This is a genomic window from Streptomyces sp. NBC_00859, from assembly GCF_045161865.1.
GTDB lineage: Bacteria > Actinomycetota > Actinomycetes > Streptomycetales > Streptomycetaceae > Streptomyces.
Window position 1 is genome coordinate 832,123 of the sequence record NZ_CP108826.1, and the last position, 13,012, is coordinate 845,134.

A 13,012-nucleotide genomic window follows, 5' to 3' on the forward strand; every position below is an offset into this window, starting at 1 on the left:
TCCGGTGGCGAATACCGGGGAAGTCGGCTCCCGACTTCAACCCCCGTCTTATGAAACAGAGTTGGAGAAACTCCGGCCATCGGCACCACTTTTTGCACAACTCTTGACGTGGAGCATGCCCGGAGGAACGATCCAACCCATCAGAGAGCGCTCCCCCACCCTTTCGCTCTTCACTTCTTGAAGGCTCACCGTCGAGCCACCGACTGCGGGAGATTTCCCCATGCTTGTTCCCCCCACGGCACGCAGGAGAAGGATGTCGGTGGTGGCCGCGGCCGCCCTCGCAGCCGCTCTGCTCGTCGTCGCCCCCTCGAAATCACAGGCCGCGGACCTGCCGGGCGGCGGCGACCTCGGCCCGAACGTGCATGTCTTCGACCCGTCCACACCGGATATCCAGGGCCAGTTGGACTCGGTGTTCAAGCGGCAGGAGTCGGCGCAGTTCGGCACCGGCAGGGACGCCTTCTTCTTCAAGCCCGGTACGTACAGCAACATCAACGCCCAGCTCGGCTTCTACACCTCGATCGCCGGACTGGGCCTGTCCCCCGACGACACCAACATCAACGGCGATGTCACCGTGGACGCGGGCTGGTTCAACGGGAACGCCACACAGAACTTCTGGCGGTCGGCGGAGAACCTCGCACTCACGCCGGTGAGCGGCACCGACCGCTGGGCCGTGGCCCAGGCCGCACCGTTCCGCCGGATGCACGTCAAGGGCGGGCTCAATCTGGCCCCCGACGGCTACGGCTGGGCCAGCGGCGGCTACATCGCCGACAGCAAGATCGACGGGGTCGTAAGCCCCTACTCCCAGCAGCAGTGGTACACCCGCGACAGCTCGGTCGGCGGCTGGGCCAACGGCGTCTGGAACATGGTGTTCTCCGGCGTCAAGGGCGCGCCGGCCCAGGGCTTCCCCAACCCCACGTACACCACCCTGGACACGACGCCCGTCTCCCGCGAGAAGCCGTTCCTGTATCTGGACGGCAATGACTACAAGGTGTTCACGCCGGCGAAGCGCACCAACGCCAGCGGCACCACCTGGGAGAACGGCACCCCGCAGGGTGACTCGATCCCCCTCGACCAGTTCTACGTGGTCAAGCCCGGCGCCACCGCGGCGACCATCAACCAGGCGCTGGACCAGGGACTCAACCTCCTCTTCACCCCCGGCATCTACCACGTCGACCAGACCATCGACGTCAAGCGGGCCAATACGGTGGTGCTCGGTCTCGGCTACGCGACGATCGTCCCGGACAACGGGGTGACGGCCGTGAAGGTGGCCGACGTGGACGGCGTCAAGCTGGCCGGTCTGCTCATCGACGCGGGTACGACCAACTCGGACACGCTGCTCCAGGTCGGCCCCGAGGGCTCATCCGCCGACCACTCCGCCAATCCGACCACGGTGCAGGACGTCTTTGTCCGGATCGGCGGCGCCGGGCCGGGCAAGGCCACCACGAGCATGGAGATCAACAGCAACAACACCATCGTCGACCACACATGGCTCTGGCGAGCCGACCACGGTGACGGAGTCGGCTGGGAGACCAACAGAGCCGACTACGGGCTCACCGTCAACGGCGACAACGTGCTGGCAACCGGCCTGTTCGTCGAGCACTTCAACAAGTACGACGTCCAGTGGAACGGCGAGAACGGCAAAACGATCTTCTTCCAGAACGAGAAGGCCTACGACGCCCCCAACCAGGCCGCCGTACAGGACGGGGCCACCAAGGGCTACGCCGCCTACAAGGTCGCCGACTCCGTGAACACGCATGAGGGCTGGGGTCTGGGGAGCTACTGCAACTTCACCGCGGATCCGAGCATCCAGCAGGACCACGGCTTCGCCGCCCCCGACAAGGCGGGCGTGAAGTTCCACGATCTGCTGGTCGTGTCACTGGGCGGCAAGGGCCAGTACAACCACGTCATCAACAACACCGGAGCCGCCACGTCGGGGACGTCGACCGTACCGTCCACCGTCGTCTCGTACCCGTGAGCACCGGGGTGACCGGCGGCACCTGACCCCGCCCGTCACCTCGGCCGGAGGCCCTTCCCCCTGCGAGCGAGGGGGGGGAAGGGCCTCGGGTCAGCCCGCAGAAACCGGGTCCAGGAATCAGGGGCTGTCCGGCCGGCCACTGGTCGCCGCGTAGTACTGGAGGTCCTGGACCTCCACCTGGCTCCGCACCGGGTGGCGCGAGGCCACTGCCGCCACCGTCCGTCCGTCGCGCCGCACGGTGGCCGTGCTCCACCCCGTGTGCAGCGGCACCAGAGTGGCCCGGACCCCGGCAGGCACCGGGTGGCTCTGCCGCTCCGTACCGACCGCCGTGTCCAGGACGGCGGGCGCGGTCAGGAAGGTCAGCGCCTCCACCATGTCCCGCGGCGGGGCCGTCCCGGCGCGGGGGCTCATCAGCTTCTGCTGCGCACCGGGCACCGGCTGCGTCCCGGCGAACTGGACACGCGAAGTCAGATAGACCGTGTCCCGCACGATCTCCGGCCACTGCCCCGTCTTGAAGCGGGTGAGGTAGTAGGAGGAGAGGTCGAGGTAGGCGTAGCCATTGTGCAGCGAGGGCGCGAACTGGCTTCCCTCGGAGTAGTCGTTCCAGGTGGTGAGCTGGACCCAGTCCGCGCCGTCGTCGATCGCATGGCCCCAGCCGGCCCGCAGCGCCGAGGTGTTGCCGGCCTCGTCGTACACCCCCTGGTTGGGCCTGGCGTCCTGCACGGACACCGGCTGCATCCACGTCCTGCCCAGCCGGTGGGCCAGCGCCACATCGGCTTCGGCACCCGCCTGGGCGTTGTAACTGCGGTTGCCCCACTCCGAGAAGCCGTAGCTGATGGGTGCGAACCGCTCCGCGTTCGCGGGGAAGTCCAGGAACAGCGGGACCAGGGCCGTACGGATGCCGTGGCGTGTCTGCAGCCGCCCGGTCAGCTGCGACCACCAGCCGGGATCGTGGGCCTCCGCCTTGAAGGGGGAGATCACCAGACGTCCGTCGCCGAGCCGGTGGGCTGCCGGTGAGGCGGCCAGTCCAGCCAGGGCGTCCGCGAGCGTCGTGGGGTCGGTGTGCAGCGATGTCATGTCGGGCATCAGCATGATCCGGAACCCGGGCGCGGCCGAAGCGGCCGCCCGGAGCAGGAGGTTGACGCGCTGCCAGTTGGGCCCGGTCAGCGAGAGGATGTCGACGCTGAAACCGTCGATGCCCGCGTCCCTGGCGGTGCGTACCTCCTGCTGGAGGTTGGCGAGCTGCCAGTCGCCGCCCTTCGGTGCGACGGGCAGCGGCCGGTCACGGAGCAGCCCGCCGTACTGCGCGTGCTTGCCGTTCTCACCCTGCGCGGACAGGTAGTTGCGGCTGTAGTAGTCCTGTCCGGCCGGCTGGTTGTCCAGGGACAGCGGATACGGCGTGAAGTAGTGGGCGAACACCAGGTGGTGGCCCGTGCGCAGCGCTGCGGGCGACGGCAGGTCGAAGGGCAGCTCCTTGCCGGTGACACGCTGCGGCCGCGGCGTCAGCGCCCCGGCACGCGTCGCCGGGTCCTGCGCGGAGGGTACAGCGGCCGGTGTTCCTCCGGCGGGTTTCCCGTCGGCCCCGAAGGGCGACCAGGCCATGCCGCTGCCGGCCAGCAGGCAGATCAGCAGCAGCCCGAGCACCAGCCCCGCCCCCGGCAGCAGGATGCGCCGCCCACCGGTTCTGCGGCGGTGGTGCGCCAACGGTCGTACTGGCGCTTCGGCCATCGTCGTTCCTTCCGGGAAGGCCGCCCGCACTGCGGGGGTTGGGCAGTAGTAGAACCGAATTGCGTCCTCGGGACAACAGGGGCGGGCAGCCGGCAGGGCTGTCCGCGGTGTGCCGGCGCCTGCCGCTTCCCCGCCCTGAACTGCGGTGTGGGCCCTGACGTCGTCATTCCGCATCACGTCGGCGGACGGGTCCCGGCCCGGCGTGGCTCCGCCCGCACGAATGTTCGCAGGAGTGGCGACGGGAGTGACCAGGGAGACGAATGACACAAGCCCAACACCCCTTCACCACACGGTCTCCAGATGCAGGCGGGGCCAATCGGTCGCAACGTTTACGTAAACGGCATTGTGTGACCTCAAGTTTGTCGTACTGTTCCCTGTTGCGACTCCGGTTCGTCGATCGGGGAATCGACGAACAGGACGAACCAGTCAACACGTGCCGGGGGGGTACATGTGGCATGTCCGAACGCCTGAGACAAGTGCGTCCGACATCAGCACTTCATCAGGCGCGATCCCGCATGGGATGCGCCTGAAAGCACCGTGGTATCTGCCGACAGCCCTGTTCGCCGATGTCGCCGGGACAGCGCTTCCGGTGGCTCTTGTCCTCCGTGCCCAGGGACAGCCGTACGCACTCCGGTCGGCCGCTGTGACGGCGGTCGCCTGGCTGGGCGTGCAGGCCTTCCGGCACCGTTACCCGAAGCGCGTCCTGGGCGAGTCCAGAGGCGCGCTGCCCGTACTCCACGACTGGCTGATCCTGCTGGGTGTGCTGGCCGTGCTGCGCAGCGCTGCGGAACTGCACCACCCACCGCTGCTCTGTCTTGCGGTCCTCGTCCCGGCCCTGCTGACCACGCTCGCCTGCCGTAAGGCGACTTACCGGCATCTCGCGGCCGCCCGCCGCAGGGCGCAGGTCGTCACCCGCGTGCTGGTGGTCGGCGAACCGGCGGCCGCCGATGACGTGGCCGGTCATCTGGCGGGCCGCACCGACCATCCGTACGTCGTGGTCGGCATCGTCGCCGTCGGCGCCGGAGAGGTGAGCAGCGGGGCCCGCCTGGCGGGCCGGCTCGCCCCGCACGCCCCGGCAGCCACTGTTGACGACACCGTGCCGCTGCTGACCGCCGCCCGCGAACTCTCGGCCGACGTCGTCCTGGTCGCACCCGGCTCGGGCATGTCGGGCGAGAGACTGCGGCGGCTGTCCTGGGCGTTGCACGACGCCGGGGTCGAACTGGCCCTGGCTCCGGGTCTGGTGGAGATCTCCGTGAAGCGGATGGAGCCTTCGTCGGCCGCGGGGATGGCGCTGCTGCGGATCGTGCCGCCGGTGCGGCGCGGCGCCCAGCCGGTACTGAAATCGGTCATGGACCGGGTGGGCGCCGGCCTCGGACTGCTGCTGCTCTCACCGCTGTTCCTGGTGATCGCCCTCGCGGTCGGGCTGAGTTCGGCCGGACCGGTCTTCTACCGCCAGCAGCGGGTCGGCCAGGGGGGTGTGCCGTTCGTGATGTGGAAGTTCCGCACCATGCGGCTGGACGCGGACGCCCGCAAGGCCGAGCTGGCGGCGGCGAACGAGACCGACGGGCCGATGTTCAAGATACGGCGCGATCCGCGGGTCACCCGGGCCGGGCGGCTGCTGCGCCGGGCCTCGCTCGACGAACTCCCCCAGCTGATCAATGTGTTGCTGGGCGGCATGTCCCTGGTGGGCCCGCGGCCTCCGCTGCCGGAAGAGGTAGCGCTCTACAACGAGACGGAGGCCAGACGGCTGGCCGTGCGGCCCGGAATGACCGGACTCTGGCAGATCAGCGGCCGGTCCGACCTCTCCTGGGACGAGTCCATCCAGCTCGATCTCCAGTACGTCGACAACTGGTCGTTCACCAGCGACGTCGACGTGATGGCCCGTACGCTCCGCGCCGTCGTCGACGGCCGCGGTGCGTACTGACCGGCCGCCGAGCGTGCGGACCGGGGCTCCGGGGTGCCCGGCGTCAGCCGCGCCGCCACGTCTCGTACGTGGCGGCGATCCCGTCGCGCAGCCCGACGGCCGGCTTCCAGCCGAGCGAACTCAGCCGGGTGATGTCGAGCAGCTTGCGAGGGGTGCCGTCGGGCTTCGAGGTGTCCCAGCCGATCCGTCCCGCGAACCCGGTCACGTCGGCCACGGTCGTCGCGAGTTCACGGATGGTCAGGTCGGCCCCGCATCCCACGTTGACCGGCTCGTCGCCGTCGTACGAGCGGAGCAGCAGCGCACAGGCCGATGCCAGGTCGTCGACGTGGAGGAACTCCCGGCGCGGTGCGCCGGAGCCCCAGAGCACCACCTCGTCCCGGCCTGCCTGGCGCGCCTCGTGGAAGCGGCGGATCAGGGCGGGCAGGACGTGCGAGGTCTCCAGGTCGAAGTTGTCGCCCGGACCGTAGAGGTTGGTCGGCATGGCGGAGATGTAGGCCGCGCCGTACTGCTGCCGGTAGGACTGGATCTGCACGATTCCGGCGATCTTGGCCAGGGCGTACGCCTGGTTGGTGGGCTCAAGCGGCCCGGTCAGCAGGGCGTCCTCGCTGATCGGCTGCGGCGCGAGTTTCGGGTAGATGCACGACGAGCCGAGGAAGAGGAGCCTGGCGACGCCCGCCCGGTGCGCCCCGGCGATCACGCTGAGCTGGATCTGCAGGTTCTCCTCGACGAACTGGACCGGGTAGGTGCTGTTCGCCATGATTCCGCCGACCTTCGCGGCGGCCAGGACCACCGCGTCGGGGCGGACGTCGGCCAGATACCGCGCGGTGCCCGCGGCGTCGCGCAGATCGAGCTCGGATCGGGTGCGGGTGAGGACCTGGTATCCGTCGGCGGTGAGCCTGCGGGCCACCGCCGATCCGACGAGGCCGCGGTGGCCCGCGACGAATATACGAGCGCCTGCCGGCAGGAACAGCGAATCAGTCATGAGCCGGATCATGCCAGGACGAAGCCCGTCACCGTGCCCAAGATGCTGACTTCTTTCTCGAAACACAACATAACCACGGGGGACGGACCGGTCCTGAACCGGTCCGCCAGGGAGGGACATTCCATATGAGCAAGTCCGCACTGATCACCGGAGTCACCGGTCAGGACGGTTCCTATCTGGCGGAGCTGCTGCTCTCCAAGGGATACACGGTCCATGGCCTCGTCCGGCGTTCGTCCAGCTTCAACACCGAGCGCGTCGACCACATCTACCAGGACCCGCAACAGGCCGACCGGTCCTTCGTCCTGCACCACGCGGACCTCTCCGACGGGGTGGCACTGGTGAATCTGATGCGGGACATCCGGCCGGACGAGGTCTACAACCTCGGGGCCCAGTCCCATGTCAGGGTCTCCTTCGACGCACCCCTGTACACGGGAGACGTGACGGGGCTCGGGGCCCTGCGGCTCCTTGAGGCGATCCGGGCCAGCGGCATCGAGACGCGTTACTACCAGGCGTCGTCCTCCGAGATGTTCGGGGCGACGCCGCCTCCGCAGCACGAGGGGACGCCGTTCCATCCGCGCAGCCCGTACGGCGCGGCGAAGGTCTTCGGTTACTGGACCACGGTCAACTACCGCGAGGCGTACGGCATGTACGCGGTGAACGGCATCCTCTTCAACCACGAGTCGCCGCGGCGGGGCGAGACGTTCGTGACCCGGAAGGTGACCCGTGCGGTGGCGCGCATCAAGGCGGGTCTCCAGGACCGGCTCTACATGGGCAACCTGGACGCCGTACGCGACTGGGGCTACGCCCCGGAGTACGTGGACGCCATGTGGCGGATGCTCCAGCACGACGAGCCGACCGACTTCGTGGTGGCGACGGGGGTCGCGGCGACGGTGCGGGAGTTCGTGGAAACGGCGTTCTCCCATGCGGGTCTGGACTGGAACGAGTACGTCCGCTACGACCCGAAGTACGAGCGCCCCAGCGAGGTGGACGCGCTGATCGGCGACCCCGCCAAGGCGAAGGAGCTCCTCGGCTGGAAGCCGGAGGTACTGGTGGAGGAACTGGCCCGGATCATGGTGGACGCCGATGTGCGCCAGGTCGCGGACCAACTGGCCGGTGCGAACGTCCGCATCGACCGCTGACCATGCACGACTTCATACCTGGGGGGTATGTACATGCGTAGATCCAGAGGGCTTTCGGCCGCCCTCGTCCTCACCGTCACCGCAGGTCTGGGGGTGACAGCGGCGACCGCACCGGCCGCGGCTGTCACCCCTCCGGTGGCCTTCACCGCCGACGACCTGCCGACCTGGCAGACCAACGGCATCGTCTGGGCCCTGGCCGAAGCGCAGGGGACCGTCTTCGTCGGCGGTACGTTCTCACAGGTACGGCCACCGGACGGGGCGAGCGGCACGCCGCAGGACGCCGTCAACTTCGTGGCGATGAACGCCGCCACCGGGGCTCCCACCTCCTGCAGACTGTCCTTCACCGTGGGCAGCGGCACCGCGACCGTGCGCACGCTCGCGGTCTCCCCCGACAAGAAGACCCTCTACGCGGGCGGTTACTTCGGTGCCGTCAACGGTGTGCAGGAGAGCAGCCTCGCCGCGATCGACATCGCCACCTGCGCTCCGAAGCCCGACTTCCACCCCAGTTTCCCGGCGACGGTACGGGCGCTGGCCGTCACCGACGACACGGTGTACGCGGGCGGCGACTTCGGGACCGTCGCCGGCGAGACACGCAAGCGGTTCGCCGCGGTGGACAGCACCACCGGGGCGCTGCGGCCGTTCCGGGCGGACGCGGACCTGCCGGGCCGGGCCGTCGCGGTGACGCCCGACGGGCACGACGTCCTGCTCGGCGGTGACTTCTTCACCGTCAACGGCGCCCAGTCGCACGCACTCGCCGTGGTCGACGCGGCGACGGGCGACAACGTGAAGACCTACCCGGGCTTCATCGAGACCAACTCGGTCGTCAAGACCATCGGCACCGACGCGACCGGTTTCTACACCGGTGACGAGGGGACGGGCGGCGGTGTCTTCGACGGGCGGATCGCGCTGAACCTCAGCGACCTCGGCCAGCGCTGGCGCGACACCTGCCTGGGCGCCACCCAGGCCGTGCTGTCGTACGAGAACGTGCTCTACAGCGCGTCGCACGCACACGACTGCTCCAGCGTGGGCGAGTTCCCGGACGGCCCGCGCAACCACCTCCTCGCCCAGCCGACCACCAGCGTGGGCAAGCTCGGCTGGTTCCCGAACACCAACGACGGCCTGGGTGAGGGCATCGGCCCGCGCGCACTGACCGTCGCGGAGACATCGTCCAACAAGTACCTCTGGGTCGGAGGTGAGTTCACCACGGTCAATGCCGCGCCCGCCCAGGGGCTGACCCGGTTCGCGGCGAGTCCCGACACCGGGGTGCCCGGGGTGCCGCAGGCCAGTGCGTCCAGCATCAAACCGGGTGAGGTGCAGGTCCGGTGGCGGTCCAGTACCGACCTGGACGACAGCAGGCTGACATACAAGGTCTACCGCAACGGCTCGTCGACCCCGGTCCACACCGTGGAGGGCGATTCCCTCCCGTGGTCGCGGCCCCAGATGTCCTTCAGGGACACCGGCGTGACAGCGGGCCAGACGTACACCTACCGGGTGACCGCCTCGGATGCGGCCGGCAACACCAGTGGGCTCTCGCCCACCGCGACGGTGACCGTCCCCTCATCGGCCGACGCGTACCCGACAGCCGTGCTGAACGACGGAGCCACCCAGTACTGGCGCTACGACGAGGCCGGCTCCCCCTTCACCGGCGACGCGTCCGCCTCCGACAACAGCGGCATCCAGCTCAACGGCCCGTCGCTCCGGCAGACCCCGGCCGCGGTCAACGGACCGAGCACCGCGATGGGGTTCGACGGCACCGACCAGGCCGTGTACAGCGACCGCAGGACAATCGTGGACGGTGACTACTCCATCGAGACCTGGTTCCGGACGACCACCCGCCGCGGGGGCAAACTCGTCGGGTTCGGGAACAACACCACACAGACCAGCAGCAGCTACGACAAGCACATCTACCTGACCGACGACGGCCATCTGGTCTTCGGTGTGTACCCGGGCGGCGTGCGGACCGTCTCCACCCCGGGCACCTACAACAACGGCGCCTGGCACCATGTGGTCGCCACTCAGGACTCGTCCGGCATCGCACTCTACGTGGACGGCTCGCGCAAGGCCTCGGCGAACGTGACGGGCAACCAGGCGTACTCCGGCTACTGGCACGTCGGCGGTGACCAGCTCAGCGGCTGGCCGCAGCAGCCAACGAGCAACTTCTTCGCGGGCCAGATCGACGAGACCGCCATCTACCCGTCGGCGCTCAGCGCTCAGCAGATCGCCGGCCACTTCCAGCTGGCGAGCGCCCCCGCGGACACCGTCTCCACGGTCCCGGCGTCCGAGGACACCTACGTCAACGCGGGAGCGCCGAACACGAACTACGGCACGTCGGGTTCACTGTCCGTGCGCGGAACGTCGGCATACGCGACGTATCTGCGTTTCACCGTGCCGCCGGCCCCGGCGGGCACGGTGCTGAAGAGCGCCAGGCTGTCGGTGAAGACTTCGACCCAGACCGGAGCGGGCTCCGCGGACAGCCAGTCGGTCGTGCCGGTCACCGGGGCCTGGACGGAGTCGGCTCTGACGTACAGCAACCGCCCTGCCGCCGGTTCCGGCACACTCGGCACGCTGAGCGGTGCCACGGACGGGTCCACCGTCTACTCGGTGCCCCTCGACACGGCCGCTCTCAGCTCGGCTCCGGGCAGCTCGTACGCGCTGGCCCTGACCAGCACGGGCACGGACCCGCTCTGGCTGTGGTCCCGTGAGGCCACAGCCTCCGAGGGGACCCCGCAGCTCGTGCTGACCTTCGGCGCACCGTGATCCCGCGGTGACGTCACCGCAATGACAGCGTGCGGGGTCCGGTCTCCCGGGCCCCGCACCGCCCGTACCACAGGAGCTCTCTCATGCGTCCACTCCACCGGCGTGCGGCTGCCGCGGCGGCCGCGCTGGCCGCGCTCGTCGCCGTCTCCGCCTGCGGGTCGTCCGGGTCCGCGCACGACGGGAAGAGCGGGGCCGGCGCTCCGCACAGCCCGGCTCCGGCGAGCGTCCCGGACCCGCAGACCGGGGACGGCGCCTCACCGTCCCCATCGGCCACAGGGCCGGTGCTGCCGGACTCCCGGCTCACACCCGTCACCGGCTCGTTCACCAAGAAGGACAAGAAGTACCTGAGCGGGCGGGTACCGCAGAACATGGACCCCTCCGCGGTGCTCCAGACCGGGCAGGAGAGCTGTCAGCGGGTGGCCAGGACCGCGGCACACGACAAGGACGCGGCGGTGGGCGCGGTCATCGCGGGCGACATCCCCGACGCGAAGGCCGCCATCACACTGCTCTGCCCGGATCAGAAAGCGGTGCTCAAGGCCGCGGACGCCGGCTTCCCCGACGGCACCAGGAAGAACCCGCGGGCCGGCGGCTACCGCGCCCTGACGGACGCCGCCGGCTGCACCTGGCGGGTCTCGGGAAAGGGCGGCAAACTGCTCGCGTCCGGGCCGGGCACAGGTGCCAAGGGGAGGGTCGAGGCCCGCATCCCGGCGGGCGCCGCCGTGTTCACCTCGTCCGGCTGCTACGCCTGGGTGCCCGCGTAGCACCTTTCGTACACCCCGAGGAGGGTGTCGAGCACCGCGTCCATGGAGAACGCCTCCGCCGCCAGCTTCCGGGCTGCCGCGGAGGCCTCCGCCCCTGCGGCCGGGTCGAGCAGTTCGAGTACGGCGCCGGCCAGTCCGGCCGCACCGTCGACCACCCGGCCCGCGCCGGCCTCCGCGATGTCCCGGGCCAGCCCGTTGGAGCGCGTGACCACGGCGGGTGTCCCCGCCGCCAGCGCCTCCAGGACCGACATCGGGAAGGGCTCGTCCACCGACGGCAGCACATAGACATGTGCGTGCCGGAGTTCGGCGAGCATCTCGCCGGCCGAGAGCGAACCGGGACAGTGCACCCGCTCCCCGAGCCCGAGTCTGCCGATGAGGGCCTGCACCGGGGCGAGTTCGCCCTCGTCGGGCCCTGCCACGACGAACTCCGCATCCGGGCGGTGGCGCAGGATCTCCGGGACGGCGGCCACGAAGTCCTGCGGGCGCTTCCTTGCCTGCAGCCGCGCCGCGTACAGGATCCGCGGGGCGCCGACGGGGGTGGCCGGCGGCTCCTGGGCCGGCACGCCGTTCACGAGTCGGACGAGGCGCAGGGGGTGCCCTGGGCTTGCGGGCGCCACAGCTTCGAGTCCCTTGCGTTCATGCTCCGTCAGATACAGCACGCCCGACGCTCCGCGGAGCACTCTGCGGACGGCCAGCGCGTCGAGGACCTTGGCGAGGAGCCGGTCGCTGGGGTCGACCATGCCGTGGGTCTGGAGCACCAGCGGCTTGCCCGCGCGCAGCGCCGCCAGGGCGACGGGCAGGGTCACCAGGTCGCGGGCGAGGTGGACATGGACGATGTCGTAGTCGCGGACGGTGCGTCCGGCGCCGGCCAGCAGACCGGGCGACGTGATCCCGCTGAAGCCGAGCGGCAGCAGTCTGCGGGCGCGGTGGAGCCGGGCGGGTACACCTTCCACCTCGGTCGGCAGCGGTCCGTCGAAGCCGTCGCCGAGCGCGAGCAGCCGCGCCTCGTGGCCTCGGGCCCGCAGCCCCTGGGAGAGGTTGAGCGCGACCCGGACGGGGCCGCCGAAGGCGTGCGTCGGGCTGTGCAGGGTGACAGCGTGCAGGATTCTCATACGGGCTCCTCCACCGGCCGACGGCCGTCGGCCGTGTGCAGCGTGAGGTCCGGGAGGTCCCGGTGGACGACCGAGCCCGCCCCGACGACGGAGTGCGCGCCCACGGTCACGCCGGCCAGCACAGTGGCGCGGGTGGCGACCCAGGCGCCGTCCTTCACGACGATCGGGGCGTTGCGGTAGCGGAAGTCCGCCGCGCGGTGGTCGTGGCTGCCGGTGCACAGCAGCGCCTCCTGGGAGACACAGACATGTGCGCCCAGCGTGACCGGCTCCAGGTTGAGCAGCCAGGCCCCCTCGCCGATCCAGGTGTGGTCGCCGACCGTCAGCTTCCACGGCCACAGCACCCGCACCCGGTGCCGTATCAGCACCCCTTCGCCGATCGTCGCGCCGAAGGCCCGCAGCAGCGCGACACGCAGCCGGGCCGGACAGAACCACGCCATGAAGACGGTGTTCATCACGGCGAACCACAGCGCCTGCGTCAGCCGCCCCCGGCCCTTGTCGTATCCGGCCAGCGTGAACGACGGTAGGTTCCGCATCACTTCACCCCCACTGGCACCTCCCCAGGTGCCTGGACGCTCAGCCTAGTCGGTGCCCGCCGCGGCAACGGGCGGCATCACGGCGTCGGTAGACTGCCGGC

9 protein-coding genes are annotated in these 13,012 nt (G+C 70.0%); 5 read left to right on the forward strand and 4 right to left on the reverse strand.

Annotated features, from left to right (window positions below; genetic code table 11):
- Positions 1-220: 220 nt before the first annotated feature.
- Positions 221-1,975 (forward strand): coagulation factor 5/8 type domain-containing protein, encoded by a 1,755-nt coding sequence (locus OG584_RS03455; protein ID WP_405774826.1) that lies wholly within the window; start codon positions 221-223, stop codon positions 1,973-1,975.
- 117 nt (positions 1,976-2,092) lie between these two features.
- Here the strand turns inward: OG584_RS03455 and OG584_RS03460 are convergent, their stop codons facing one another.
- A complete protein-coding gene (locus OG584_RS03460; RefSeq protein ID WP_405774828.1) occupies positions 2,093-3,703 on the reverse strand; it encodes an endo-1,3-alpha-glucanase family glycosylhydrolase in 1,611 nt (536 codons plus the stop codon).
- Positions 3,704-4,223: 520 nt separating this feature from the next.
- Here OG584_RS03460 and OG584_RS03465 point away from each other — a divergent pair.
- Positions 4,224-5,627 carry a sugar transferase gene (locus tag OG584_RS03465; protein WP_405774830.1) on the forward strand — a complete coding sequence of 468 codons (1,404 nt, stop codon included), beginning with the start codon at positions 4,224-4,226 and terminating at the stop codon, positions 5,625-5,627.
- 43 nt (positions 5,628-5,670) lie between these two features.
- On the opposite strand, the gene OG584_RS03470 is transcribed toward OG584_RS03465, so the two are convergent.
- Positions 5,671-6,609 (reverse strand): GDP-L-fucose synthase family protein, encoded by a 939-nt coding sequence (locus tag OG584_RS03470; RefSeq protein ID WP_405774832.1) that lies wholly within the window; start codon positions 6,607-6,609, stop codon positions 5,671-5,673.
- A 125-nt stretch (positions 6,610-6,734) separates the two neighbouring features.
- Between OG584_RS03470 and gmd the strand changes: the two genes are divergently transcribed.
- The 3 genes from gmd to OG584_RS03485 all read left to right on the forward strand — a co-directional run bounded on the left by gmd (position 6,735) and on the right by OG584_RS03485 (position 11,266).
- Complete coding sequence (gene gmd, locus OG584_RS03475) at positions 6,735-7,748, forward strand: GDP-mannose 4,6-dehydratase (protein ID WP_405774834.1); 1,014 nt, start codon at positions 6,735-6,737, stop codon at positions 7,746-7,748.
- Between the two features lie 33 nt (positions 7,749-7,781).
- A complete protein-coding gene (locus tag OG584_RS03480; protein WP_405774836.1) occupies positions 7,782-10,505 on the forward strand; it encodes a LamG-like jellyroll fold domain-containing protein in 2,724 nt (907 codons plus the stop codon).
- A gap of 83 nt (positions 10,506-10,588) precedes the next feature.
- Positions 10,589-11,266 (forward strand): hypothetical protein, encoded by a 678-nt coding sequence (locus OG584_RS03485; RefSeq protein WP_405774838.1) that lies wholly within the window; start codon positions 10,589-10,591, stop codon positions 11,264-11,266.
- Here OG584_RS03485 and OG584_RS03490 read toward each other — a convergent pair.
- Together OG584_RS03490 and OG584_RS03495 are read right to left on the reverse strand one after the other, a co-directional pair.
- A complete protein-coding gene (locus OG584_RS03490; protein ID WP_405774840.1) occupies positions 11,245-12,378 on the reverse strand; it encodes a glycosyltransferase in 1,134 nt (377 codons plus the stop codon). The genes OG584_RS03485 and OG584_RS03490 overlap by 22 nt on opposite strands.
- A complete protein-coding gene (locus OG584_RS03495; RefSeq protein ID WP_405774842.1) occupies positions 12,375-12,911 on the reverse strand; it encodes a WcaF family extracellular polysaccharide biosynthesis acetyltransferase in 537 nt (178 codons plus the stop codon). The genes OG584_RS03490 and OG584_RS03495 overlap by 4 nt, the downstream gene beginning before the upstream one ends.
- Positions 12,912-13,012: the final 101 nt, after the last annotated feature.